Origin of the sequence: Burkholderia glumae LMG 2196 = ATCC 33617 (assembly GCF_000960995.1) — a bacterium.
Classification (GTDB): domain Bacteria; phylum Pseudomonadota; class Gammaproteobacteria; order Burkholderiales; family Burkholderiaceae; genus Burkholderia; species Burkholderia glumae.
Window position 1 is genome coordinate 2,141,024 of the sequence record NZ_CP009435.1, and the last position, 24,897, is coordinate 2,165,920.

16 protein-coding genes are annotated in these 24,897 nt (G+C 71.5%); 8 read left to right on the forward strand and 8 right to left on the reverse strand.

Going from position 1 to position 24,897, the window contains the following annotated elements; translation table 11 throughout:
* Positions 1-145: 145 nt before the first annotated feature.
* The 4 genes from recC to KS03_RS31615 all read left to right on the forward strand — a co-directional run bounded on the left by recC (position 146) and on the right by KS03_RS31615 (position 10,073).
* Entirely contained in the window at positions 146-3,502 is a 3,357-nt protein-coding gene (recC, locus tag KS03_RS22275) for an exodeoxyribonuclease V subunit gamma (protein ID WP_045678889.1), read from the forward strand.
* On the forward strand, positions 3,499-7,248 hold the full coding sequence (gene recB, locus KS03_RS22280) for an exodeoxyribonuclease V subunit beta (protein ID WP_012735095.1): 3,750 nt from the start codon (positions 3,499-3,501) through the stop codon (positions 7,246-7,248). The genes recC and recB overlap by 4 nt, the downstream gene beginning before the upstream one ends.
* Positions 7,245-9,566, forward strand: coding sequence for an AAA family ATPase (locus tag KS03_RS22285; RefSeq protein ID WP_012735096.1), 2,322 nt, complete (start codon positions 7,245-7,247; stop codon positions 9,564-9,566). Before recB ends, KS03_RS22285 begins: the two co-directional genes overlap by 4 nt.
* 306 nt (positions 9,567-9,872) lie before the next feature.
* Positions 9,873-10,073 carry a hypothetical protein gene (locus tag KS03_RS31615; RefSeq protein ID WP_127913967.1) on the forward strand — a complete coding sequence of 67 codons (201 nt, stop codon included), beginning with the start codon at positions 9,873-9,875 and terminating at the stop codon, positions 10,071-10,073.
* 205 nt (positions 10,074-10,278) lie between these two features.
* Here KS03_RS31615 and KS03_RS31620 read toward each other — a convergent pair whose 3' ends face one another.
* On the reverse strand, positions 10,279-10,752 hold the full coding sequence (locus KS03_RS31620) for a hypothetical protein (RefSeq protein WP_127913966.1): 474 nt from the start codon (positions 10,750-10,752) through the stop codon (positions 10,279-10,281).
* A gap of 325 nt (positions 10,753-11,077) precedes the next feature.
* Here KS03_RS31620 and aspT point away from each other — a divergent pair, with 325 nt between their 5' ends.
* The 3 genes from aspT (at position 11,078) to KS03_RS22300 (ending at position 15,113) form a co-directional block, all read left to right on the forward strand.
* On the forward strand, positions 11,078-12,763 hold the full coding sequence (aspT, locus tag KS03_RS22290) for an aspartate-alanine antiporter (protein ID WP_012735097.1): 1,686 nt from the start codon (positions 11,078-11,080) through the stop codon (positions 12,761-12,763).
* Between the two features lie 119 nt (positions 12,764-12,882).
* Positions 12,883-14,538 (forward strand): bifunctional aspartate transaminase/aspartate 4-decarboxylase, encoded by a 1,656-nt coding sequence (locus tag KS03_RS22295; protein ID WP_012735098.1) that lies wholly within the window; start codon positions 12,883-12,885, stop codon positions 14,536-14,538.
* A gap of 152 nt (positions 14,539-14,690) precedes the next feature.
* Positions 14,691-15,113, forward strand: a complete 423-nt coding sequence (locus KS03_RS22300) for a hypothetical protein (RefSeq protein ID WP_232252275.1) — start codon at positions 14,691-14,693, stop codon at positions 15,111-15,113.
* 12 nt (positions 15,114-15,125) lie between these two features.
* Here KS03_RS22300 and KS03_RS22305 read toward each other — a convergent pair whose 3' ends face one another.
* The 5 genes from KS03_RS22305 to thiC form a co-directional block, all read right to left on the reverse strand.
* Entirely contained in the window at positions 15,126-16,412 is a 1,287-nt protein-coding gene (locus KS03_RS22305) for an EAL domain-containing protein (protein ID WP_012735099.1), read from the reverse strand.
* 401 nt (positions 16,413-16,813) lie between these two features.
* Positions 16,814-17,740: a DMT family transporter gene (locus tag KS03_RS22310; protein WP_012735100.1), complete on the reverse strand. Its 927-nt coding sequence runs from the start codon at positions 17,738-17,740 to the stop codon at positions 16,814-16,816.
* A gap of 254 nt (positions 17,741-17,994) precedes the next feature.
* On the reverse strand, positions 17,995-18,309 hold the full coding sequence (locus KS03_RS22315; protein ID WP_045678890.1) for a hypothetical protein: 315 nt from the start codon (positions 18,307-18,309) through the stop codon (positions 17,995-17,997).
* 280 nt (positions 18,310-18,589) lie between these two features.
* Entirely contained in the window at positions 18,590-18,802 is a 213-nt protein-coding gene (locus tag KS03_RS22320) for a glycine zipper 2TM domain-containing protein (RefSeq protein ID WP_012735102.1), read from the reverse strand.
* 188 nt (positions 18,803-18,990) lie between these two features.
* Positions 18,991-20,922, reverse strand: a complete 1,932-nt coding sequence (thiC, locus tag KS03_RS22325) for a phosphomethylpyrimidine synthase ThiC (RefSeq protein ID WP_012735103.1) — start codon at positions 20,920-20,922, stop codon at positions 18,991-18,993.
* 690 nt (positions 20,923-21,612) lie between these two features.
* Between thiC and KS03_RS22335 the strand changes: the two genes are divergently transcribed.
* Positions 21,613-22,560, forward strand: a complete 948-nt coding sequence (locus KS03_RS22335) for an EamA family transporter (RefSeq protein WP_012735104.1) — start codon at positions 21,613-21,615, stop codon at positions 22,558-22,560.
* A 105-nt stretch (positions 22,561-22,665) separates the two neighbouring features.
* On the opposite strand, the gene KS03_RS22340 is transcribed toward KS03_RS22335, so the two are convergent.
* Entirely contained in the window at positions 22,666-23,874 is a 1,209-nt protein-coding gene (locus tag KS03_RS22340; RefSeq protein ID WP_012735105.1) for an MFS transporter, read from the reverse strand.
* 170 nt (positions 23,875-24,044) lie between these two features.
* Positions 24,045-24,869 carry a phosphodiesterase gene (locus tag KS03_RS22345; protein ID WP_012735106.1) on the reverse strand — a complete coding sequence of 275 codons (825 nt, stop codon included), beginning with the start codon at positions 24,867-24,869 and terminating at the stop codon, positions 24,045-24,047.
* Positions 24,870-24,897 lie beyond the last annotated feature (28 nt).

A 24,897-nucleotide genomic window follows, 5' to 3' on the forward strand; every position in this document is an offset into this window, starting at 1 on the left:
CGTATTTCACGGCGCCGACCGTCCGCCCGTTTGGCCCGATATTCGACCTGCTTCGTGTTTGCTATGCTTGGCGCTTTCCGCGCGGATGCGGTCCGCGCGCCGCTCCACGCGAATGCCGTTCGCGCCTCGCCACGCTGGCTGCCGCATGCTCCACCTCTTTTACTCGAATCGTCAGGAAGTGCTTGCCGACGCGCTGATCGACCATCTCGCCTCGCATCCGGGCGCGGCGGGCCCCTGGGCCGCGCAGCAGGTGATCGTGCCGAGCGCCGCGCTGCGCCGGCGGCTCGAGCTCGACATCGCCGCGCGGCACGGCATCTGCGCGAACGTGAGCTTCAGCTATCTGGCGCAGTGGTTGTGGGCGCAGATCGGGCAGGTGCTGCGCGTGCCGCCGCGTTCGCCGTTCGCGCCGGACCGGCTGGTCTGGCGTTGCTACCGGCTGCTGTCGCACGGCGCCGGCAGCGGCGCCGGCCCGGCGCCGTGGCTCGCCTCGCCGCGCCTGGCCGGCTACCTCGCCGCGGCCGACGCGCCGATGCGCTACGAACTCGCGCACCGCCTCGCCTCGGTGTTCGACCATTACCTGACCTACCGGCCCGAATGGCTGGCCGCCTGGCGCGACGGCGCTTCGATCGTCGCGCTCGAAGGCCCGCCCGCGCTCGGCGCCGAGGCCGCGCGCGACGACGAGCAGTGGCAGGCGGCGCTGTGGCGCGCGCTGGTGGCCGAGCTGGCCGAGGACGGCGAGCCCCCCGCGCACCGCTTCCTGCACGAGGCGCCGTCGCTCGCGCCCGGCCCGGACACGCTCGCCGCCTGGCCCGGCGCGGTCAGCGTGTTCGCGCTGCCGACCATGCCGCCGCTGCACGTCGCGCTGCTGCGCGAGCTGTCGCGCTGGATCGACGTGCGGATCTACGCGCTCAATCCGTGCAGCGAATTCTGGTTCGACATCGTCACCGCCGCACGCGCCGAATCGCTCGACGCGGCCGGGCAGCTCGACTACCAGCAGGTCGGCCATCCGCTGCTGGCCGAATGGGGCCGCCAGACCCAGGCGCAGCTGCACATGCTGCACGAGCTGACCGAGACCGCCGCGTCCACTGATGCCGCGCGCTACGAGCCGAATCCGGGCCGCAGCTGGCTCGCACGGATCCAGAACGCGATCCTCGCACTGCAGCCCGAGGCCGAGCTCGGGCCGCCGCCCGGGCAGCACGGCATCGAGGTCCACGTCTGCCACAGCCTCGCGCGGCAGCTGGAGGTGCTGCACGACCGCCTGCTCGCCGCGTTTGCCGACGATCCCGCGCTCGCGCCCTCGGACGTGCTGGTGGCGGTGGCCGATCTGGCCGCGGCCGGCCCGCTGATCGACGCGGTATTCGGCACCCAGGCCGCGCAGGACGCCGCGCGCGTGCCGTACCGGATCACCGGCCTGCCGCCGTCGCAGGCCAACCCGATCGCGCGCGTGCTGCTCGACTGGCTCGCGCTGCCCGAGCGCGAGGTGGGCGCGCCGGAGCTGGTGGAATGGCTGCGCGTGGACGCCGTGGCCGCGCGCTACGGCATCGACGCGGCCGCGCTCGAAACGGTGCAGACCTGGCTCGCCGCGGCCGGCGCGCGGCGCGGACTGGCGGCCGCCGCGCGCGAACCCGACGGCGCGGCGGCGCCGGGCGTCCGCGCGTCGCGCCACACCTTCGCCGACGCGCTGGCGCGGCTGTTCCTCGGCTACGCGATGCCCGACGGCGCCGCGCCGGTGGGGGCTTATCTGCCGGTGGACGGCCCCGAGGGCGGCGAGGCGGAACTGCTCGGGCGCCTCGCGCGCTTCACCGACGATCTCGACTGGTTCGCCGGGCGCATTGCCGGCGAGGCCACGCCGGAGGCCTGGAGCGAGATCTTCGCCGATGCGCTGGCGCGCTTCTTCGATTCGGGCGCGCCCTATGCCGACGCGCTGTCGGACGTGCGCGACGCGCTCGACGCGCTGCTTGCCGCGGTGCGCGAGGGCGCGCCGGCGCTGCCGATGCCGGCCGCCGTGGTGCGCGCCGGGCTCGCGGCCGAGCTCGACGATCCGGCGCGCGGCGGGGTGCCGTGGGGCGGCGTGACGTTCTCGTCGCTGACCAGCCTGCGCGGGCTGCCGTATCGCGTGGTCTGTCTGGTCGGCATGGACGACGGCGTGCTGCCGAGCCTCGCGCGCGCCGACGAGTTCGACCTGATGGCGGTATACGCGAAGCTCGGCGACCGCCAGCGCCGCGACGACGAGCGCAACCTGTTCCTCGACCTGCTGCTGGCCGCGCGCGACCGGCTCGTGATCACCTATACGGGCCGCAGCATTCGCGACAACGCGCCGTTGCCGCCCGCCGCGCTGGTCGACGAGCTGCTCGATCATGTGGCGATGGTCGCGGCCGGCCCGGACGCGTCGCCGGCCGCGATCGAGGCGGCGCGGCGCGGCTTCGTCGTCGAGCATCCGCTGCAGCCGTTCTCGGCCGATTACTTCGCCGCGGGCGGCGCGCTCTATTCCTACGACGCCGGGCGCGCCGAGCTGGCGGCCCGGCTCGCGCGCGGCACGATGCAGGCGGCGGCGCCGTTCTTCGCCGCGCCGCTGCCGCCCGAGCCCGACGCGCCGCTGGCGTTCGGCGACTTCGAGCGCTTCTGGCGGCATCCGGCGCGCGCGCTGCTGCGCGAGCGGCTCGGCGTGGTGCTGACCGACGCGCAGGCCGAGCTGATCGACACCGAGCCGTTCGCGCTCGACTACGCGGGCAGCGATGCGCTGGCCGCGCGCGTGCTGCCGATGTTCGTCGAGACCGACGGCGCGAGCGTGGCCGAGCTGGCGCGGCGCGTGGCCGACGCGAGCCCCGAGCTGCCGGGCGGCGCGACCGGCACGGTGTGGCGTGAGCAGGCGCTCGGCGCGCTCGAGCGGCTCGCCGCGAACGTGCGGCGCGCGCTGGCGGGCGGCGCCGAGCGCCGCGCGTTCGCGCTCGAGGTGCGGCCGGCGTGGCCCGCCGGCGAGACCTGGTTCGGCCGGTTCGACGCCGAGCTCGCCGCCGACGCCGTGCGCGCGCCGCTCTTGCTGCACGGCACGCTGAACCGGCTCACGCCGGCCGGGCAGGTCATCTATCGCCATGCGCGGCCCGGCGCGCGCGATCATCTGTCGGCCTGGCTCGCCCATCTCGTCTATTGCGCGATCGAGCCGGGCGGGCCGCGCCGCACGCTCTGGCTCGGCAGCGGCGACGGCTTCGAGCTCGCGCCGGTGGCCGACCCGCTCGCGCATCTGGCGCCGCTCGCCGCGCTGTTTCGCGCCGGCCGGCGCATGCCGCTCGCCTTCTTCCCGAAGAGCGCCTGGGCGTTGGTGTCGGGCGGCGAGGCCAAGGCCGCGGGCGTCTGGATCAACGAGCGCGTCGCGAGCGAGGCCGACGACGCGGCGCTCGCGATCGCCTGGCGCGGCGCGAAGCTCTCGCTCGACGCGCCGTTCCCGGCGCTCGCGCGCCTGGTGTTCGATCCGCTCGTCGCGCATCTGCGGAGCGCGGCATGACGAACGCCGCGGCCGCCCGCGCACCGGCGCCTGTCGAGCTCGACGTGTTCGCCTGCGCGCTCGACGGCGTGAACCAGATCGAGGCCTCGGCCGGCACCGGCAAGACCTGGAACATCTGCGCGCTCTACGTGCGGCTGCTGCTCGAGCGCGACCTCGATGCCGACCAGATCCTCGTCGTCACCTTCACCAAGGCGGCCACGGCCGAGCTGCACGAGCGCATCCGCGCCCGCCTCGCGCAGCTCGCGCACGCGCTCGACACCGGCGACCACGGCGGCGACCCGTTCGTCGCGAAGCTGTTCGAGACCACCCTCGGGCCGCAGGGCGGCATCGGCACGGAGCTGGCCGCGAAGCGAGTCCGGCGCGCGCTGCGCAAGTTCGACCAGGCGGCGATCCACACCATCCACGCCTTCTGCCAGCGCGCGCTGCAGGAGGCACCGTTCGCCGCGGCGATGCCGTTCGCGTTCGAGATGGAGGCCGACGACGCGCCGCTGCGCTTCGAACTCGCGGCCGACTTCTGGTACACGCGCGTCGAGCCGGTGGCGGCGGCGCACCCGGCGTTCGCGGCCTGGCTGGTGGCGCACCGCGCCGGGCCGGATGCGCTCGACGCACAGCTCGCGCGGCGCCTGAAGAAGCCGCTCGCCCAGTTGCGCTTCGACGGCCTGACGCCGCTGCACGACACGGGCGGGGCCGATGCCGACGCCGTCGCGCGCGCGTGCCACGGCGAGGCCGCCGCGCTCTGGCACGGCGGGCGCGAGCGCATCGCCGCGCTGCTCGACGCCGCGCAGCCGTCGCTGAACCAGCGCTCGCACAAGCCCGAGGCGGTGGCCGACGCGCTGGCCGCGTGGGCCGCCTATTTCGGCGAGCTCGACGCCGCGGACGGCACGGCCGCCCCCGCGCCGCTGCCGAAGCCGGCGCTCAGGCTCACGCGCGGCGCGCTCGAGAAAGCGACCAAGAAAGGCGGCACGCCGCCCGAGCATCCGTTCTTCGCGGCGGCCGGCGCGCTCGAGGCGGCGCTGGCCGCGGCCGAGCAGGCGCAGCGCGGGCGCTGGCTCGCGCTCGTCGCCGCCTGGCTGGCCGAGGCGCCGGCGCGGCTCGCCGAGAAGAAGCGCACGCGCCGCGTGGTGTCGTTCGACGATCTGCTCGCGAACCTCCATCACGCGCTGGCGGCGCATCCGTGGCTGGCCGACACGCTGCGGCGCCGTTATCCGGCCGCGCTGATCGACGAGTTCCAGGACACCGATCCGCTGCAGTTCGCGATCTTCGACACGATCTTCGCGCCGGCCGGCCCGCTGTTCCTGGTGGGCGACCCGAAGCAGGCGATCTACAGCTTCCGCGCGGCCGACCTGCATACCTATCTGGCCGCGCGCGCGCGGGCCCGCTCGTGCTACACGCTGGCCGTCAACCAGCGCTCGACGCCGGCCATCGTCGATGCCTGCAACCGCGTGTTCACGGCGAACCCGCATGCGTTCGTGCTCGACGATCTCGACTATCCGGCGGTGCGCGCCGGCACGCGTCAGCGCGCGCCGTTCGTCGACGGCACCGATCCGCGCGCGGGGGCGGGCGATTTCCGCATCTGGATGCTGCCCGAGGGCGACGCCACGCCGGCGAAGCGCGACGCGCAATGGCAGGCCGCGCAGGCCTGCGCGGCCGAGATCGCGCGGCTGATGCGCGGCGCGCGCGGCGGCGCGGTGCGGCTCGGCGAGGCGCCGCTCGCGCCGTCCGACGTCGCCGTGCTGGTGCAGACTCACCGGCAGGGCAGCCTCGTCAAGCGCGTGCTGGCCGCCTGGGGCATCGGCAGCGTCGAACTCGCGCAGGCCTCGGTGTTCGCCACGCCCGACGCCGAGCAGCTCGAACGCGTGCTGGCCGCGATCGACGCACCGGGCGACCTGCGCCGGCTGCGCGCCGCGCTCGCCACCGACTGGTTCGGGCTCGACGCCGCCGCGCTGTGGCGGCTCGACCAGGGCGACGCGCCCGCCGGCGCGGCGGCCGCAGCCGACGCGATGGGCTGGGTCGAACGCTTCTCGCGCTACCGGCTGCTGTGGCGCGAGCGCGGCTTCGCCGTGATGTGGCGCACGCTCGCGCGCGAGCTGCGGATCGCCGAGCGGCTGATCGACGGCGTGGGCGGCGAGCGGCGCGTGACCGACGTGAACCATCTCGCGGAGCTGACGCAGGCGCGCGCCTCGGCGCAGCCCGGCATCGCGCCGACGCTGCGCTGGCTCGCCGCGCAGCGGCGCGCGGGCGGCGGCGAGGACGCGCAGCTGCGGCTCGAATCGGACCGCAACCTGGTGCAGATCGTCACCGTCCACAAGTCGAAGGGGCTCGAATACGCGGTGGTGTTCTGCCCGTTCCTCAACGACGGCCGGCTGCCCGAGCCGCGCGAGGAAGCGCTGCCCGACGCGCGCGAGTATCACGACGCGACCGGCGCGGCGGTGCTGCACTACGGCTGCGACGCGGCCGCCGCCGCGCTGGCGGCCGCGCAGGCGCGCCGCGAGCAGGCCGCCGAGCGTGCGCGGCTCGTCTACGTCGCGCTCACGCGTGCCGTCTATCGCTGCTATCTGGTGGCGGGCGGCTATCAGGTGGCGAAGTCGACGAAGGAAGCGCGGCGCAGCGTGCTGAACTGGCTCGTGGCGGGCGGCGGCCATGACTTCGACACCTGGCTCGACACGCCGCCGGAGGCCGACGAGCTGGCCGTGGGCTGGCGCCGGCTGGCCAGCGGTCCGATCTCGATCGAGCCGCTGCCCGCGGTGCCGGACCGCGAGCCGCTCGCGGCCGGCGCCGATGCCGACGCGCTCGGCGGCGCGCGCCATGCCGCGCGGTTCCTGCGCGACGCATGGCGGATCGCCAGCTTCAGTTCGCTCACCGCGTCGCTCGCGCGTGAGCAGGAGGGCGTGGCGGCGCTGCCCGAGGAGGCGCTGCGGCCCGATCACGACGCGCTGGCGGCCGCCGTCGATCCGCTGCCGCGCCTGGACGACGGCGCGGCCCGCGGCGGCGCCCCCGCCGAGCCCGACGGCGACGACATCGTCGCGTTCCCGCGCGGCGCGGCGGCGGGCGAGTGCCTGCACCTGCTGTTCGAGCTCAGCGCGTTCGACCGCGCCGACAGCTGGCCCGAGGCGGCCCGGCGCGCGCTGCACGAGCGCCCCGTGGAGGCCGAGCCGACGCTCGCCGAGCGGCTGCCGGCGATGATGACGCGGCTGGTGGCCGACGTGGTGGCGACCGAGCTGGTGCCCGGCCTGCGGCTCGACGCGCTCGATCCGCGCCGGCGCCTGAACGAGATGGCGTTCCTGTTCCCGGCCGCCTCGCTCGATCTGCTCGCGCTGCGCGAGCTGCTGACCGCGCACGGCTATCCCGACGTCGCGCTCGAACCGGGCACGCTCACCGGCTTCTTCAAGGGCTTCATCGACATGATCGTCGAGCACGACGGCCGCTTCTGGATCGTCGACTGGAAATCGAACCATCTCGGCGTGACGCCCGATGCCTATGGGCCGGCCGCGCTCGACGCGGCGATGGCCGATCATGCCTACGCGCTCCAGGCGCTGCTCTACACGGTGGCGCTGCACCGCTATCTGCGGGTGCGGCTGCCCGGCTACGACTACGACACGCACATGGCGGGCTATCTCTATCTGTTCGTGCGCGGCGTGCGGCCCGACTGGCGCAGCGGCGGCGCGAGCGCCGGGGTGCATGCCGGACGCGCCTCGCGGGAGCTCGTCGAGGCGCTCGACGCCCTGATGCGCGAGGAGCGCGGATGAAGGATCTGACCGAACCGTTCGGCTTCGTCGGCGGCCTCGCCGAGCGCCTGCCCGAGCCTGCCGATTTCGGGCTCGCGCTCGCCGAGGGCTTCGCGCGCCGCATCGGGATGCTGTCGCGCCGGCTCGGCGCGCCCGCCGATGCGGCGCGCTGGGCCGCGCGCGCGGCGTTCGCGGCGAGCCGCGCCACCGCGGCGGGGCATGTCTGCATCGCGCTCGGTGCGCTCGCCGCGCGCTACGCCGTGTCGCTCGACCAGGTGCGCGCCGAGCTGGCCGCGAGCGGTGTGACCGCGTTCGGCCGCGCGCCGCGCGGCGCCGACTGTCCGTTGGTGGTGGACGCGCAGGGGCGGCTCTACCTCGCCCGCTATTTCGACTACGAGACGCGGCTCGCCGACGCGCTGGTCGCGCACGCCCGCGCGGCGCGTCCCGAGGCGGACGGCGCGCTGGCGCCGGCGCGCCTGCGCGAGAGCCTCGCGCGCTACTTCGCGCCGCCGCGCGAGGGCGAGATCGACTGGCAGCGCGTGGCGGCCGTGGTCGCGCTCGGCGGCCGCTTGACGATCGTCAGCGGCGGGCCGGGCACCGGCAAGACCACCACCGTGGTCGGCGTGATCGCCTGCCTGATCGAGCTGCAGCCGGCGCTGCGCATCGCGCTCGCGGCGCCGACCGGCAAGGCCGCGCAGCGCATGCAGGAGGCGCTGCACGCGCGCGCGGCCGGGCTGCCCGCCGAGTTCGCCGCGCAACTGCCGCGCACCTCGTACACGCTGCACCGGCTGCTCGGCTGGCTGCCCGGCGGCCGGTTCCGCCACCACCGCGACAACCCGCTGCCCTACGATCTCGTCGTGGTCGACGAGGCATCGATGATCGACGTCGCGCTGGCGGCCCACCTGCTCGATGCGCTCGCGCCCGGCGCGCGGCTCGTGCTGCTCGGCGACAAGGACCAGCTCGCCGCCGTGGAGGCGGGCGCGGTGTTCGCCGAACTGAGCGCACGGCCGGCATTCAGCGCGGCCGGCTGCGAGCGGATCGCCGCGGCGCTCGGCGTGAGCCCGGCGGCCTTCGTCGCCGCGCTGCCCGACGAGGCACGCGCGACGGCGCCGGCCGGCGCAACGCAGGGCGCGAACCGGGCCGGTGCCGACGGCCGGCCGGCCTCGGCCGCCGCGCCGCGGCGGCGCGGGGCACGCCCGGCGCCGCCCGAGGCTGGCGGCATGCCGGTGCAGCGCTCGCTGTTCGATTTCGACGAGGTCGCCGCGAGCACCGATGCGTCCGCTTGCGCAGCCGAATCGGCGAGCCGGGCCGGCCAGGCAGGCTTCGCCGACGCGCCGCTCGAGGCGTGGATCGAACCCGACGAGCTGGCGTGGCTCGATGCATGGCGCATCGACGAGGTCCAGGCGGCGCGGTTCGACGCGGGGCGCACCGGCATGCCCGCGGTGCCGGGGCCCGGGCGCGAGCCGGCAAGCCACGCCGATGCGCCCGCCGTGGGCGAGCCGCTCGCCGACTGCGTGGTCTGGCTCGAACGCAACTACCGCTTCGGCCTCGATTCGCCGATCGGCCGGCTGTCGCTGGCGATCCGGCGCGGCGACGCGCAGGCCGCGCTCGACGCGCTATCGACGCAGGCCGACGCCGCCGCGCGGTTCATCGACGACGGCGGCGACGCGCTGGCCGCCGCCACCATCGAGCGCCTTGCCGACGGCTTCGCCGCCTATGGCCGGGCCCTGCGCGAGGTGCTCGCCGGCGGCGAGCCGGACCCGCTGCCGCTGTTCGACGTGCTGAACCGCTTCCGGGTGCTCTGCGCGACGCGCACCGGCGCGCGCGGGGCCGACGAGATCAATCTGCGCGTGGCGGCGCTGGTGCGGCGCGCGGTGGGCGTGCCGCTTGCCGTGGGCGCGCACTGGTTCGCCGGCCGGCCGGTGATGGTCACGCGCAACGACTACGCGCTCGGCCTGTTCAATGGCGATATCGGTATCGCGCTGCACGACGCGCAGGGGGCGCTGCGGGTCTGGTTCCGGGGCGCCGACGGGCTCGCGCGCGCCGTCTCGCCGGCCGCGCTGCCGCCGCACGATACGGCCTTCGCGCTGACCGTCCACAAGTCGCAGGGCTCGGAATTCGACGAGGCCGCGCTGGTGCTGCCGGCCGCGTTCGGCCGCGTGCTGTCGCGCGAACTGGTCTACACCGCCATCACGCGGGCCCGCTCGCGCGTGCAAGTGATCGGCCCGCGCGCCGTGCTCGCGCAGGCGATCGCGACCCGCACGCAACGCGATTCGGGCCTCGCCGCGCGCATCGCCGATGCCGCGCAGGCGGCCGCCGAGGCCGAGGCACGGCACTAGCCGCTCCGGCGGCGGCCTTGCGCTTTCCCACCCGTTGCCGTTCGGATTTTGCCGGGCCGCCGCTGGACCAGCCCGGCGGCGGATTTGCGCCCGCTTGCCTGGGCCAATGCGCGGCGATTCCGGCGCGGCTAATTCATGGTGATCGGTAAATAATGAACCGGTATTGGGCGAGCGGTGTAAATATCGATTTTTTAGAAAGAATTATGTTTTGTGAATGAGTGCGGAATGTGAGCGTGAATGGTGGATTTTAAAAAGGGGGGCTGATTTTATTTGGGGGAGGGTGCGTCATGATGTTTCGATTTTTAGATGATGCAGAGGCCAGGATTACCGCCTTTTGATTCGATTAATGCAATTTTTGATTTAATTTCGAGCGCGCGCCAGGCCACGCCTGCCGCCTCCGATCTGCCGGGGGCGCGCTTTACGGCCGCTTCCCGCCAGCCTGCCGTGCAGGTGACCGACATCAACGATCCGTCCCGGATGAGGCTTGCTCGCGCCACCTTATTCTGACGAATCCCCTTGTGGGCAAGGATTTTGGCGCGACGACCCGGGCCGGCCGACGCTCGGCGGACGGTGCCGGGCCATCCCGGGCAAGGGCGGCAAGGCTTTGCGGTCGCCGTGTGCCAAGGCGCCCGCGTGCCGCCTGCGGACGCCGGAGATGAGCCGGGCCGTTCGATGTTTTATTTCGGCTTCGATAGGTAATTTTCGATCGATTTTATTTTGAGATTGGATTCAATTTTGATTTTGCGCAATAAATTAGTTGGCGACGAGCGGTCTCGTTGACATTATTCGAGAAATGTATGGGGTTTGTAAAAAAATTGGCATACGATTGCCCCGTTTTTGAAGAAAAGCTGTGTTTCATTCGAAACACGTCCCGAATCGACATCCGCTTCGCTGCGCTTTGAAAAAAGCAAGCCGCTTGGGTCGAGCATGGCGCAGCATTTTCGATGGCAAATCGGTTCTTCGCTTCACTGGCCATGAAGCCGGAACCGGGCCGATCCGGTGGTCGCGCGGGATGGCGCCCGGCTGCCGCCACCCGGCTTCTCGCGCCGGCATCCGCTCGGGCGCATCGCTTGTCCGGATCACGCAGGCGTTGTCGGGAGAGATTGCAAGCCCTCCACCCCGGTGCCCCGGCCGCCAGCGACGGTGACAGCGGAATCGATTGCGGAACGGGCGGGTCGAGCGCCATGTGTTGATGCGTGCCGGCCCGCCCAATGTCTCGCGAACTGCTTCGACAAGCGCCGATGACGGCTGCCGACGTCCGACCCCGGGCGGATCGTGTGCTCGTTAATTCGCATGACGAAGCATTGCCATGCCCCGTGAGCATCGATCACGGGCGGGCCGCGTCTGGTCCGCGCGTCGCGTCCGGGGGCCTGCCCGGCCGCGCCGGGCGCCAGGAGTGGGGAGCCGGCAGGGGGGCGGCAGCAGGGGGGGCAGAGCGCGCCCGAGGTGCGCACAAGTACGGAAATTACTTGTTCCGAACAACAACTTTCTTGAACAGCGGAGAGGCAAGCATGACCTGGTTGCACAACATATTCACGAAAGCGCCCGAGATAGCGTTTTTTCTATCCCTGGCCATCGGCTATTTCATCGGCCAAATCAAGTTCGGCAAATTCCAGCTGGGCGGCGTGGGCGGCTCGTTGCTGGCCGCCGTCGTGATCAGCCAGGTGGGCGTCACGATCGACAACGGCGTCAAGGCCGTCATGTTCGCCATGTTCATCTACGCGGTCGGCTACGAGTCAGGGCCCGGTTTCTTCAATTCGCTGAGCCGCAAGACCCTGCGTGAAATCGCGATGGCGGTGTTCCTCGCGGCGAGCGCGCTGTTTACGGTGCTGGTCTGCGCGAAGCTGTTCCATCTGAACAAGGGGCTGGCCGCCGGGCTCGCCGGCGGTGCGCTGACCCAGTCGGCCATCATCGGCACGGCCGGCGACGCGATCTCGCGCCTGGGCCTGCCGCTCGACCAGATCAAGTCGCTGCAGGCGGACGTGGCGATCGCCTACGCCGTCACCTATGTGTTCGGCTCGCTCGGTTCGATCCTGGTCTGCGTGAGCGTGCTGCCGAGATTCATGGGCTGCGGGCTCAAGGAGGCGGCGCGGGAAGCCGAGCGCGAGCTGTCGGGCAACCGCCTGCCACCCGTCGCGGGCGAGACGGCGGCGCTGCCCGAGCTGGTCGGCCGGGCGTTCCGTGTCGAAGGCGCGGCCGGACGCACGATCCGGCAGGTCGAGACGGAGCACGGCGACCTCGTGACGGTCGAGACCATCCACCGTCACGGCAAGACGATCGAGCCCGCGCCCGACTTCGTGCTGAGCCGCGACGACATCGTGCTGCTGGTGGGGCGCCGCGAGGGCATGGTCGGCGCGGCCGCCAAGATTGGTGTCGAGCTGCAGGACGGCGAGGACCTCGACATTCCGATGCAGAGGCGCCAGGGCGTGTTCACGCGCAAGGGCATGAACCGCACCACGCTGGCCGAGGTGCGCGCCAAAATCGATCGTGATCTGCGCCACGGCGTGTATGTCGAGAGCGCGACGCGCGCCGGCCAGCCGCTGCCGGTGCTCGCCGATACCGAGTTGCAGCACGGCGACGTCATCACCTTCTACGGCACCGCGAAGGATACCAAGCGCGCCGTCGACTCGGCAGGCTACGAACTGCCGTACACCAACAAGACCGACTTCATCTACATGGGTACCGGCATCGTGCTGGGCCTGCTGCTGGGTCTGCTGGTGGCGCATATCGGCGGCATTCCCCTCACGCTCGGCTCGGGCGGCGGCTGTCTCGTGGCCGGCCTGCTGTTCGGCTGGATGCGCGGCAAGCATCCGATGTACGGCGTGATGCCGGTCCCGGCCTCGCAACTGCTCAGGGACGTCGGGTTGGCCGGCTTCGTCACCGTGGTCGGACTGAACTCGGGCCTGCAGGCCGTCGTCACGGTCAAGCAGAGCGGCATGACGATCTTCCTGCTCGGCATCGTGGTCACGGTGGTGCCGCTGATCCTGACCATGTTGTTCGGCCGCTACGTGCTGCGCTATCGCAACGCGGCGATCCTGGCCGGCGCGCTGGCCGGCTCGCGCAGCTCGAACCCCGCGTTCGGCGGCGTGCTCGACAAGGCCGAAAGCGCGATTCCCACGGTGCCGTTCGCGATCACCTACGCGCTCGCCAACGTGCTGCTGACCCTGCTCGGCCCGCTCGTGGTGGGCCTGGTCTGAGCCGCGCCGCGAGGCGCGGGCCGTCCGCGCGGGCCGGCTTGCCCGCACCCCGGATTCGACACGCCGTGGCGGACACCCCGCCCCGGCACTCTTAACTGTTCTTATCGGAGAATGGAAACATGACCAAGAACGACCAAAACCTGAACGAGCGGGCAAAACTCGCCGCCCTCAGCCCCTTCGAACTGAAGGACGAGCTGATCAGGGTTGCCGGCGAGGGCGTGGTCGAACGCCCCGCCAACGTCTCGATGCTGAACGCCGGCCGCGGCAATCCCAACTTCCTCGCCACCATCCCGCGCCACGGCTTCTGGCAGCTCGGCCTGTTCGCGATGCGCGAGGCGGAGCGCTCGTTCGCCTACATGCCCGAGGGGCTCGGCGGCATGCCCAAGCGCGACGGCATCGTCGAGCGTTTCGACCTGTTCCTGCGCGAGAACCACGGCTGCCCCGGCATCGATTTCCTGCATGGCGCGGTGTCCTACGTGCGCGACCAGCTCGGCCTGTCCGACGCCGATTTCCTCTATGAAATGTGCGAAGGCATCCTGGGCGCGAACTATCCGGTGCCCGACCGGATGCTGAAGCTCTCGGAGGTGATCGTCGGGCAGTACCTGCGCCGCGAGATGATCGGCAAGCATCCTTTCGTCGGCGAATTCGACGTGTTCGCCACCGAAGGCGGCACGGCGGCGATGACGTACATCTTCAACACGATGCGCGAGAACCATCTGATCAAGCCGGGCGACATCATCGCGCTGGGCATGCCGATCTTCACGCCCTACATCGAGATTCCGAAGCTCAACGACTACCAGCTCGATGTCGTGCATCTGAACGCGACGGTCGAGAGCAACTGGCAATACTCGAAGGACGAGCTCGACAAGCTGCGCGATCCGAAGATCAAGGCGTTCTTCCTCGTCAACCCGAGCAATCCGCCGTCGGTGCGCCTGAGCGACGAGAGCCTCGAGTACATCGCCGAAATCGTCAAGGATCGCCCCGACCTGGTGCTGCTGACCGACGACGTGTACGGCACGTTCGCCGACGATTTCGTCTCGCTGTTCGCGCTCGCACCGCACAACACGATCCTCGTCTACTCGTATTCGAAGTACTTCGGCGCGACCGGCTGGCGCCTCGGCACCATCGCCACCCATCGCGACAACGTGCTGGATCGCCAGATTGCCGAGCTGACCGAGGAACAGAAGCAGGGCCTGCGCGAGCGCTACGAGTCGATCACGACCGACCCGGATTCGCTGAAGTTCATCGACCGGCTGGTGGCCGACAGCCGTACCGTCGCGCTGAATCACACGGCCGGCCTGGCCACGCCGCAGCAGGTGCAGATGGTGCTGTTCTCGCTGTTCTCGCTGATGGATACGCCGGACGCATACAAGAACGCGCTCAAGCGCCTGATCCGCAGCCGCAAGCGCGCGCTGTACGAGGAAGTGGGCATCGCGTTCGACGACAGCGATCCGAACCAGGTCGACTACTACACGATCCTCGACCTCGAATTCCTCGGCGAGCGCGAATACGGCCGCGAGTTCGTGGACTGGCTGCTCAAGAGAGCCGAGCCGTCGGACCTGTTGTTCCGCCTCGCCCGCGAGGCGCGCGTGGTGCTGCTGCCGGGCCGCGGCTTCGGCACGCCGCATCCGTCGGGCCGCGTGTCACTGGCCAACCTCAACGAGTCCGACTATCGCAAGATCGGCCGAGCGCTGCGCAAGCTGATCGAGGACTATGTCAGCCAGTACGAGAAGGAAACCGGCAAGAAGATCCGCGATCGCGCGAGCGCGAGGTAACGCCGCCTGCCGCCCGGGTCGGGCGGCGGCGCGCAACGTCCCGGGCGGCCGGGGGCCGCAAGCCATGCGCTGCCCCCGGCCGCCCGCTCGCGCCCGAGGGGCGGGCAAGGACGTGGCCATCGAAGCAAGGGGGGAGGCATAGCATGCAGGCGATGACGACGAAGACGGCGCGGATCTGCGCGATCTGGCTGGCGGTGGCGATGAGCACGTCGGGGTGCACGTCGTTCCGGCCGGTCGGCCAGGCGCCGGACGGCACCGAGGCGAACCACGCGGTGCACTCGGTCTGTTCGCGGTTCGTGATCGATCCCGGACGGGACCTGAAGGTCGGCGACGAGATCCGCTATCAGGCCTGCGACGGCACGGCCGGCAGCATGAAGGTCGAGACGATCGGCGCTCAGGCGATCGGCGGTGGCGGCGGCCAGATCGACCTGCGCGAGTTGCGCGAGATGGAAGTGAAATCGGTGTCGGTGGGCAGGACCGTGCTGTTCGGCGTGGGCGTCAGCGCCGCGGTGGTGGCGGCCGCGGTCGTGATCGTCGGGGCGACGTTCGCCGCCGCGATCCTCGGCGCGCAGTGAGCGTTGCCGCGCTCAGGCCGCCGGCGGCTCGCCGGGCCCGTCGGGCACGAATTCGACGCAGACCACGGTCGGCCCGTCGCCGGCCGGCAACGCGATCGCGGCGGTCCAGGCGTCGCGCCCTTCGGTGAGCGAATGATGCGGGCCGGTCAGCACCACGCGGCCCGGCGACTGGATCGCGCGCTCCCAGACCGGCAGCCGCGACCAGTTGCAGTGCGTGTCGGGAAAGAGGGGCGCGAGGCGCGCGGCCTGGGTGGCCGTCACGACGCCGGCCCGCATGATCGACGGCTCGGGCTGCACGCCGTTCGCGTCGGTCACGAACACACGCCGGATCGCGGCGAACTCGAACAGCGGCGCGGCCGTGCCGGCCAGGTCGCTGGTCGCCACATAGGCATGCGCGGTCTGCAGCACCAGCCGCTCCAGTTCTTCGAAGCCGTTGCCCTTCGCATGCGAATGCTCGGCGCGGCGCCGTGCATGGTGCTGCCAGGCGCGGTCGATATAGTGCGGGCCGCCCTCGCTCGCGAGCATGAGCGAGGCCTCGGGATGGCCGAACAGGAAGCCCTGCACGAAATCGACGTCGGCATCCATCAGGACCTGCAGCGCGTGTTCGGTCTCGATCCCCTCGGCCAGCACCATCGCGCCGGCCTGATGCAGCATCGTCACGAGGTGGCGAATGTTGCGCCGCGCGTCGCCGGGCTGCTGGGCGCGCTCGACCAGCGAGCGGTCGAGCTTCACGATGTCGGGATGCGCCTGCCAGACACGATCGAAGTTCGAGAAGCCGGTGCCGAAATCGTCGATCGCGATCAGGAAGTCGCGGTGCTGGATGCGGTCGATGGTGCGCGCGAGCGCGGCCTCGTCGCGTACCGGCTGCTCGATCACTTCCAGCACGACGCGCGTGGGGGGCAGCGCGAAATGCTCGCACAGCTCGTCGATCGATTCGCGCTGCGCGCTGCCCGAATCGAGCATCTGCGGCATCACGTTGAGGAACAGCCAGCCGTGGCCGGGATCCTGGGCGGCGAAGTTGGCCGCGTGCAGGCAGCGCGTCATGCGGTCGACGAGCGGGGCGTCGCCGCGCGTGTGCGCGAGCGCGAACAGGGCTTCCGGTTCGAGCGACGCGCTAGGCGAGACCTGCGCGCGCACCAGTGCCTCGTAGCCGACGATGCGCCGGTGCGAGATCGACAGCACGGGCTGGAACACGCTCGTGAGACGCAGGCCGCGGTAGTCGGCGGTCCAGCCGCCGGCACCGTCGGAGACGAGCAGGCTGACGAGGTTGTCGAGTGTCAGTTCGGCAGACGGTCGCATTGCGCGTCGGTCCAGTGAGGGCGGCACGCCGGCGGGCCGGTGGCATCGTCGGTGCGGACCGCGCGGTCGCATATGAAACGTCGTCGGGCGCGCGGCCCGACCATCGCCGATGTCAGGCGTCGGGCAGGCCGCGTCGCATCTCCATGCGTACTCTACACCGATTGCCTGACGGCAGAAAATGCGTGTGGACGCCAAGCGCGAGCCGATCAGGGGTTGCATCGCGACGGCGATCACGGGCGGCGGCCGCCCGCCGAGGCTGGCCGATGCGCGCCGACGACGGTCGAGGCGGGCCGGGCACGATCTTGGCCGCTGCCGCGCCCGAAGCGCATCGGCCAATTGACCGGAACGGCGGCGCGCCCTTGCCGGTTGTTGGCCGCGCGTGCCGGCGCGGCGGGCCCGGGTCAGGCCGCGTCGCGCGCCGGGCCGAGCCCCGGGATGCGCCGGATCGCGCCGGTGGCGAGCGCGGTGCCGAGCAGCACCACCGCGCAGCCGGCGAGCATGCTCGGCGCGACGGCTTCGTCGAGGAACACGGCACCCCAGAAGATTCCGAAGATCGGAATCACGAAGGTGACGGTGATCGCTCGCGACGGTCCGACATGCGCGATCAGGTGAAAGAAGATGAAATAGGCCACGCCGGTGCAGAGGATGCCCAGCGCGAGCACCGAGGCCCAGGCATGCACCGACACCGGCGCGGCCGGCCAGGTGGCGAGCGCCGGCGGCAGCAACAGCGCGGTCGCAGCGATCATGGTGCCGGCTGCGTTGAGCAGCGGATCGACGCCGGACAGCTTGTGCTTGGTGTAGTTCGCGGCGATCCCGTACAGCAGCGTGGCCGCGAGCGCGGCGGCGGCGGCGAGCGCCGTGGTGCCGGCGTCGCCGCCGGCGTCGTCCGGGGCGAACATCTGGCGCGCTACCAGCAGCAGCACGCCGGCGAAGCCGGTCGCGAGCCCCAGCACGCGAGTGAGCGAGAGCCGCTCGCGCAGCCAGAGGTAGGCCACCAGCGCACCCCAGAGCGGGGTGGTGGCGTTGATCACCGACGTCACGCCGGCCTGCAGCGTCAGCTCGGCGAATGCGAACAGGCAGAACGGCGCGGCCGAATTGAGCAGCCCGCACACCAGCAGCGGCCACGCATGGCTGCGCAGCGCCGCCGCGAGCGGGCCGGCGCCGGTCCGCCAGAGCGCCAGGCCGACCAGGAACAGCGCGCCGAAGCCGACGCGCAGCGCGATCAGCGGCGCGACGCCGAGTTCGGCCACGCCGACGCGTATGAACAGGAACGAGGCGCCCCAGAGCGAGGCGAGCAGGAGCAGCAGCAAGAGATGGCGGGCGGACATGGCGAGACTCGGCATGAGGCGGGGAGGCCCCGCATGGTAGCGCGTGCCGGGCGGCCATGTGTGGCGATCGAATGAAGCCGCAAGCCATGCAAATGTCGGACGAAAGGCGCCCGCGCCGGGGAGCGGTGCGGACGGCGCTCGGATGGGCGGGCCGTCGGACCGGGGCAGGCCCCCGTCCAACCCGATACGATGAAGTCCGGGCCGGCCATGCGACGGGCCCGGCAGACGCCGGCGTCCGCCTTCGGCGCCGACGCTCAGCGGCGTCCGTGCCAGCCGCGGCCGCCCCAGCCATGGCCGCCCCAGCCTCCGCCGAAGCGCAAGCCGAGCGACACGGACGGCCCCCACCAGCCGCCGTAGGCAGGGTAGTAGGCAGGAGCCGGATAATAGCTGGGGTAATAAGCCGGGTAGGCGGGTGCCACGTAGGCGGGGGCGGGGTAGGCCGTGACGACCGGATCGGTCACCACCGGCGTGGCCACATAGGTGCCGGCCGGGTAATAGCCGTAAGGGTAGTAGCAGCCCGCCAGCGAAACGGTGGCGAGCGTGGCGGCGGCAAGCGTGCGGGTCTTCATGACGGGCCTCGAGGCGCGGGCATCCTGGGCGGTGACGATACCGGCAGCTTAGGCGCGTCGAAAGTGAAACGCTGTGTGAAACGGTAACGGCGCATTTCAGCGGACCGGGCGCCTGGCCGCGGCCTTCCGGCGCCATGGACCGAAAATGGGCCGCAAATGGGCGGTAAACGCGCAGCAACGCCCGGCTGCGAGGCGCGGCTATCAAGGCGGCGGGCAGCAGGCGCCTACCAGAGCGATACCGCCCGCCGCCGTTGCGGCCGGGGGCTGCGAAGGCCGGCGCTTACTTGCCGACCTGATTGCCGATCAGGCCGCCCGCCGCGGCGCCGCCGAGCGTCGACAGCGCGTTGCCGCCGATCGCCGCGCCGGCCACGCCGCCGATGCCGGCACCGATCGCCGTATCGCGCTGGCGCGTGGTCATCGAATCGCAGGCCGAGAGACTCGCCACTGTAGCGATCAACAAAGCACCTATCCCAATACGACGGATCGAGTTCATAACGGGTTCCTCGCAAGAGTGGAAAGAGCGCAGTACCAATGCCGCGCAATGCTACCACTCTAAGCGAGGCCGCAGCCTGCGACTGTAAGCACTTGTTAAGCGAGTTTGCGCGCGTAATCAAATGTATCTGCGCGGGTATGAACCTTGCTGCGCGAGCGGCGCGGCGGCGCGGGCCGCCGCGCCCGGGCTCACTGGCGGTGGTAGATTTCGGCGCCGGTCCTGACGAACTCGACGGCCTTGACCTCCATGCCCTTCTTCAGCGCCTCGCTTTCCGACACGCCCTGTTTGGCCGCGAAATCGCGCACGTCCTGCGTGATCTTCATCGAGCAGAAGTGCGGGCCGCACATCGAGCAGAAGTGCGCGACCTTGGCCGAATCCTTCGGCAGCGTCTCGTCGTGGAATTCACGCGCCTTGTCCGGGTCGAGGCCGATGTTGAACTGGTCTTCCCAGCGGAACTCGAAGCGCGCCTTCGACAGCGCGTTGTCGCGCACCTGCGCGCCCGGATGGCCCTTGGCGAGGTCGGCCGCGTGTGCCGCGAGCTTGTAGGTGATGATGCCTTCCTTGACGTCGTCCTTGTTCGGCAGCCCGAGGTGCTCCTTCGGCGTGACGTAGCAGAGCATCGCGGTGCCGAACCAGCCGATCATCGCCGCGCCGATGCCCGACGTGATGTGGTCGTAGCCCGGCGCGATGTCGGTGGTGAGCGGCCCGAGCGTGTAGAACGGCGCCTCGTCGCACCATTCGAGCTGCAGGTCCATGTTCTCCTTGATCAATTGCATCGGCACGTGGCCGGGGCCTTCGATCATCACCTGCACGTCGTGCTTCCAGGCGATCTGGGTGAGTTCGCCGAGCGTCTTCAGCTCGCCGAGCTGGGCTTCGTCGTTGGCGTCGTAGATCGAGCCGGGGCGCAGGCCGTCGCCGAGCGAGAAGCTCACGTCGTAGGCCTTCATGATCTCGCAGATGTCCTCGAAGTGCTCGTAGAGGAAGCTTTCCTGGTGATGCGCGAGGCACCACTTCGCCATGATCGAGCCGCCGCGCGAGACGATGCCGGTCATCCGGTTGGCCGTGAGCGGCACGTACTGCAGGCGCACGCCGGCATGGATCGTGAAGTAGTCGACGCCTTGCTCGGCCTGCTCGATCAGCGTGTCGCGGAAGATTTCCCAGGTGAGGTCCTCGGCGCGGCCGTTGACCTTTTCCAGCGCCTGGTAGATCGGTACGGTGCCGATCGGCACCGGGCTGTTGCGGATGATCCACTCGCGCGTCTCGTGGATGTGCTTGCCGGTGGACAGGTCCATCACCGTGTCGCCGCCCCAGCGGATCGCCCAGGTCATCTTGTCGACTTCCTCGCCGATCGACGAGGTCACGGCCGAATTGCCGATGTTCGCGTTGATCTTCACGAGGAAGTTGCGGCCGATGATCATCGGCTCCGATTCGGGGTGGTTGATGTTGGCCGGGATGATGGCGCGGCCGCGCGCCACTTCCTCGCGCACGAACTCGGGCGTGATCTCGGTGAGCGCCTGCGCGCCGAACGCGGCTGCGCCGAACGCCTGGCCGCGATGCTGGCGGCCAATCATGGCGGCCAGCTTGGCGCCGTTCGGGCCGCTTGCCTCGAGGCTCGCGAGGTACTCGGCGCGGCGCTGGTTCTCGCGGATCGCGATGAATTCCATCTCGGGCGTGATGATGCCCTGGCGCGCGTAGTGCATCTGCGTGACGTTGCGGCCGCGCTGCGCACGGCGCGGCTGGCGATGCAGGCCCGGGAAGCGCAGTTCGGCGGTGGCCGGGTCGGCGGCGCGCTCGCGGCCGTACTCGCTCGTCAGGCCCGCCAGCATCTCGGTGTCGCCGCGCGCCTCGATCCAGCGCTGGCGCAGCGCCGGCAGGCCCGAGCGGATGTCGATCCGGGCTTCCGGGTCGGTGTACGGGCCGGACGTGTCATAGACGTAGATCGGCGGGTTCTTCTCGCCGCCGAAGCCGGTCGGGGTGTCCGACTGCGTGATCTCGCGCATCGGCACGCGGATGTCGGGCTGCGAGCCGGTGACGTAGACCTTGCGTGAATTCGGCAGCGGGGCGATCGCGGCGGCGTCGACGCGGGCATTGGCCGACAGGAACTTCGGATTGGCATTCATGCAGTCATCTCCTGAGGTGGGGCGCTAAGCAGGAGACGAGATGGGCGGCAGGCCGGCCGGAGGATGAGGCAAGGGGTCGAGGCCTGTACGCTTCCCTGCGCTGGCATTATCCAGATCAGGTTCAAAGGGTATTTCTCACCCGCGAAGCGCCCTGTTTCGAATGGCGCCGCGCAGGACCCCCGCGTTAGCTAGGGCGAACGATACACCCGGACGGCTGCGGTTTCAACCGGTGCCGCCGCACGGGCTTCCGGTGCCGGATCGCGGCGGCGCGCGCCTGGTGTCGGCCGGGCCGCATGTCGTGCTCGGGCAAGCGGCCGGCGCTTGGCGGCAGGCGGCCAGGCGCGGGTGCCGCCAGGCGCGCGGGCGCCTCGCCGTGGTGTCGCGCCGATGCATCAGCGCCGCGCTTTTCCCGATTGACGGCGAGGTTCGGCGCTAGCGTTCATGCATAATGCCATCGATGCGTCGCGGCTCGCGGCGCGCCAGCGTTCGCTGGCCCAGCTCGACTTCTCCGGTTCCGTTCTCGACGACATGCCGTCCCGCCCGTTTTTTCCTGCCGCTGCGGCTTCGCGCCGGCCGCGCCCGCTTGTTGCTTGTCCCGTTTCGCCTGCTTGCGCAGCGCATCGCGTGCTCCCGGCCGCCCGGCCGCATGGCGCGCCCGATGCGCGCGGCGCCCACCGGGCGGCCTGAACCATGACCCCGTTCGATCGACTGCTCGCGGCCGCGGGCCGCCTGCGCCTGCGCGACCGGATTCGCCTGCCGCAAAGCCGCGGCGGCCGCATCGTGCTCGCGCTCGGGTTCATCTATTTCGTCTGGGGCTCGACCTATCTGGCGCTGCACGTGGCGCTGGAAACCTTTCCGCCGCTGCTGCTCTCGGGGCTGCGCAACGGCCTGGCCGGCATCGGCCTGTTCGTGTTCGCGATGCGCCGCAAGCCGGCGCTGCCCTCGTTCGCCGAGATCCGCAATGCGGCGATCGTCGGCACCATGCTGGTGGCGGCCTCCTCGGGGCTGATCGCGCTCGGCATGCGTACCGTCAGCAGCGGCTCGGCGGCCGTGATGGTCGCCACCGTGCCGCTGTTCGCCACCGTGATCGCCGCGATCGCGGGGCGCCCGGTCTCGAAGGGCGAGTGGACCGCGGTCGGGCTCGGCATGGCCGGTATCGTGATCCTCAACTCGGGCGGCCCGTCCACGCCCGGCTCGACGCTCGGCAGCATTTCGGTGCTGTGCGGCGGGCTGTTCTGGGCCGGCGGCGTGCATTTGTCCAGCCGCCTGAAGCTGCCGTCGGACCTGTTCCTGTCCACCGCGCTGCAGATCGGCCTGGGCGGGCTGGTCTCGACCGTGGTGGCGCTCTGCCTCGGCGAGCGCAGCGTTCACGCCGCGTTCCTGCCGATGGTGGCGTTCTTCTATCTGATGATCTTCGGCACCATGATCGCCTACGTCGCCTACGGCTACCTGATCCGCAACACCAGCCCGGTGCTCGCGAGCAGCTGCATGTACGTGAACCCGATCGTCGCGGTCGCGCTCGGGGCGCTGCTGCTCGGCGAGCCGGTCACCATCGCCACCGTGGTCGCGACGATCGCGATCCTCGGCAGCGTCGGGCTCTCGTTCCTCTGCGACCCGGCCCGCAAGGCCGCGCGCTGACGCGCGGCGCCGCCCGAGCGCGCATCGATCGGGGGCCGCCGCCGCAGGCCGGCGCGCAGTCGCTGGCCGTCGGCACGGCCGTCGCCATGGCGGCGCGCGGCGCGCTCAGTCTCGGTGCCGCCCGCTGCGATGGTGGATCCATCCCGCCAGCGCGGCGAACAGCAGCCCGACCGCGCTCACGCCGCTCCAGCCCGCTGCGTGCCAGGCCGCCACGCCGGCCGACGAGCCGACCGCCCCGCCGATGAAATAGCAGACCATGTAGACCGTGTTGACGCGGCTGCGCGCCTCGGGCTTGAGCGCATAGATGCGCGACTGGTTCGAGATCTGCGCGGCCTGCACGCCCACGTCGAGCACGAGCACGCCGAGCGCCAGTCCGATCAGGTGCGTGGCCGACACCGCGAAGATCACGAACGAGGCCGCCACCAGTCCGATCGACAGCGAGATCACCACACGCGGCCCGCGCCGGTCGGCCGACTTGCCCGCATGGGGCGCCGCCAGCGCGCCCGCCGCGCCGACGATGCCGAACAGCCCCGCCACCTGCGGCCCGAAATGAAAGGGCGCGCCGGCCAACAGCAGCGTGAGCGCCGGCCAGAACGCGCTGAACGCCGCGAACAGCGCGGCGCCCGTGGCCGAGGCATGGCGCAGCCCGCGCAGCTCCCGCGCCAGATGCCAGAGCGAACCGAGCAGTTGCGGGTAGCTCAGCGTCGAGGTGGGGGTGCTGCGCGGCAGCCGCAGCAGCACGGCCGCCGCGAGCGCGACGAGCGAGGCCACCGAGACGCAGAACACGCTGCGCCAGCCGAAGTATTCGGCGATCGAGCCGGCGGCCGTGCGCGCCAGCAGGATGCCCAGCAGCAGCCCGCTCATCACGGTGCCCACCGCCTGGCCGCGCTCGGCGGCCGGTGCGATCTCGGCCGCGAACGGCACGGCCTGCTGCGCGATGGTGGAGAGCACGCCGATCGCGAGGCTCGCGGCGGCCAGCACCGGCAGCGCCGGCGCGGCGGCCGCGAGCAGCAGCGCGGCGCACAGGCCGGCGATCTGCAGCAGGATCAGGCGGCGCCGGTCGACGCGGTCGCCGAGCGGCGCGAGCAGCAGCATGCCGGCCGCGTAGCCCAGCTGGGTGGCGGTGGGCACCACGCCGATCCAGCCGGCCTCGCGCGGGAACGATTCGCGCAGTGCGCCGAGCAGCGGCTGGTTGTAGTAGAGGTTGGCGACCGACACGCCCGCGATGGTCGCGAGCAGGAGCAGCAGGCCGCGCGAGTCGGGCCGGGGCGCGGCGGGCGGCGGGTTCGGAGCGGCGCGGTTCGGCGTGGACATGAGGCGATCGGATCGGAACGAGAAGCGTGCGTCGGGCCGGCGCGGGCGCCCGGGCCGGCAAGGCTGCCGATCATACCGGAGGCCCGCGAAATCCGCCGGCCCCGCGCCGGCCGGCCCGGACACCCCGGCCGGCCTCGCGCGTGCCGTGCGCCGTGCGCGCCGTGGCGCGCTCAGTCGATCAGCGCGCCCGTGTCGTCGTAGAACGGATGCGGTCCGTCGCCGGCCTCGACGTAGACGTGATGCGAGACCAGCCCGATGGCCGGGTCGTAGCGGTGCACGGCGAACGAGGGCGGCTCCAGCGTGAACGCGGACGGCCCGTCCGCGCGCAGGTCGAACGCCACCTGGTGCGCGGGGGCGCCCACCGCCGAGGCGAGCGTGCCGCCGAAGCGCGCGACCATCGGCCGGTGCACGTGCCCGCACAGTACGCGCTCCACGTTCGGATGGCCGCGCAGGATCGTCTCGAGCCGGCGCGCGGCGGCCGGATCGAGCCGCTGCGCGTCCATGTGGGCGATTCCGCAGGCGAACGGCGGATGATGCAGCGCGACCACCACCGGGCGCCCCGCGGCGGCCTGAAGCTCGGCCGCGAGCCAGTCGAGCCGCGCGTCGCAGAGCATGCCGCGGCTTTGCCCGGTGATCTGCGAATCGAGCGCGATCACGCGCAGCGGGCCGAGGTCGAGCGCGTACTGCACGAACTCGCCCGTCTGCAACTCGGCGCGTTCGGCGAACGCGCGCCGCAGCGCGCCGCGCTCGTCGTGGTTGCCGATCAGCAGGTAGTACGGCATCGCGAGCGGCGCGAGCAGCCGCTTCAGGTGCCGGTATTCGTCGTCGTGGCCGAAATCGGTCAGGTCGCCGGTGATCAGCACCGCGTCGGGGCGCGGCGCGAGCGCGTTGAGCCGGGCGACGGTGCGGGCGAGACTCGCCGCGGTGTCGACGCGCCGGTAGGCGAGCGCACCGGGACGCTTGATGTGCAGATCGCTGATCTGGGCGAGCAGCATGGCGGTTCCTCGTGTTGCGGAGTGGCTG

Bases quoted from the DNA above. Each gene is read 5' to 3' on its own strand.
- recC (WP_045678889.1), top strand. From the start codon at position 146: ATGCTCCACCTCTTTTACTCGAATCGTCAGGAAGTGCTTGCCGACGCG.
- recB (WP_012735095.1), top strand. From the start codon at position 3,499: ATGACGAACGCCGCGGCCGCCCGCGCACCGGCGCCTGTCGAGCTCGAC.
- KS03_RS22285 (WP_012735096.1), top strand. From the start codon at position 7,245: ATGAAGGATCTGACCGAACCGTTCGGCTTCGTCGGCGGCCTCGCCGAG.
- KS03_RS31615 (WP_127913967.1), top strand. From the start codon at position 9,873: ATGATGCAGAGGCCAGGATTACCGCCTTTTGATTCGATTAATGCAATT.
- KS03_RS31620 (WP_127913966.1), bottom strand. From the start codon at position 10,752: ATGGCGCTCGACCCGCCCGTTCCGCAATCGATTCCGCTGTCACCGTCG.
- aspT (WP_012735097.1), top strand. From the start codon at position 11,078: ATGACCTGGTTGCACAACATATTCACGAAAGCGCCCGAGATAGCGTTT.
- KS03_RS22295 (WP_012735098.1), top strand. From the start codon at position 12,883: ATGACCAAGAACGACCAAAACCTGAACGAGCGGGCAAAACTCGCCGCC.
- KS03_RS22300 (WP_232252275.1), top strand. From the start codon at position 14,691: ATGACGACGAAGACGGCGCGGATCTGCGCGATCTGGCTGGCGGTGGCG.
- KS03_RS22305 (WP_012735099.1), bottom strand. From the start codon at position 16,412: ATGCGACCGTCTGCCGAACTGACACTCGACAACCTCGTCAGCCTGCTC.
- KS03_RS22310 (WP_012735100.1), bottom strand. From the start codon at position 17,740: ATGTCCGCCCGCCATCTCTTGCTGCTGCTCCTGCTCGCCTCGCTCTGG.
- KS03_RS22315 (WP_045678890.1), bottom strand. From the start codon at position 18,309: ATGAAGACCCGCACGCTTGCCGCCGCCACGCTCGCCACCGTTTCGCTG.
- KS03_RS22320 (WP_012735102.1), bottom strand. From the start codon at position 18,802: ATGAACTCGATCCGTCGTATTGGGATAGGTGCTTTGTTGATCGCTACA.
- thiC (WP_012735103.1), bottom strand. From the start codon at position 20,922: ATGAATGCCAATCCGAAGTTCCTGTCGGCCAATGCCCGCGTCGACGCC.
- KS03_RS22335 (WP_012735104.1), top strand. From the start codon at position 21,613: ATGACCCCGTTCGATCGACTGCTCGCGGCCGCGGGCCGCCTGCGCCTG.
- KS03_RS22340 (WP_012735105.1), bottom strand. From the start codon at position 23,874: ATGTCCACGCCGAACCGCGCCGCTCCGAACCCGCCGCCCGCCGCGCCC.
- KS03_RS22345 (WP_012735106.1), bottom strand. From the start codon at position 24,869: ATGCTGCTCGCCCAGATCAGCGATCTGCACATCAAGCGTCCCGGTGCG.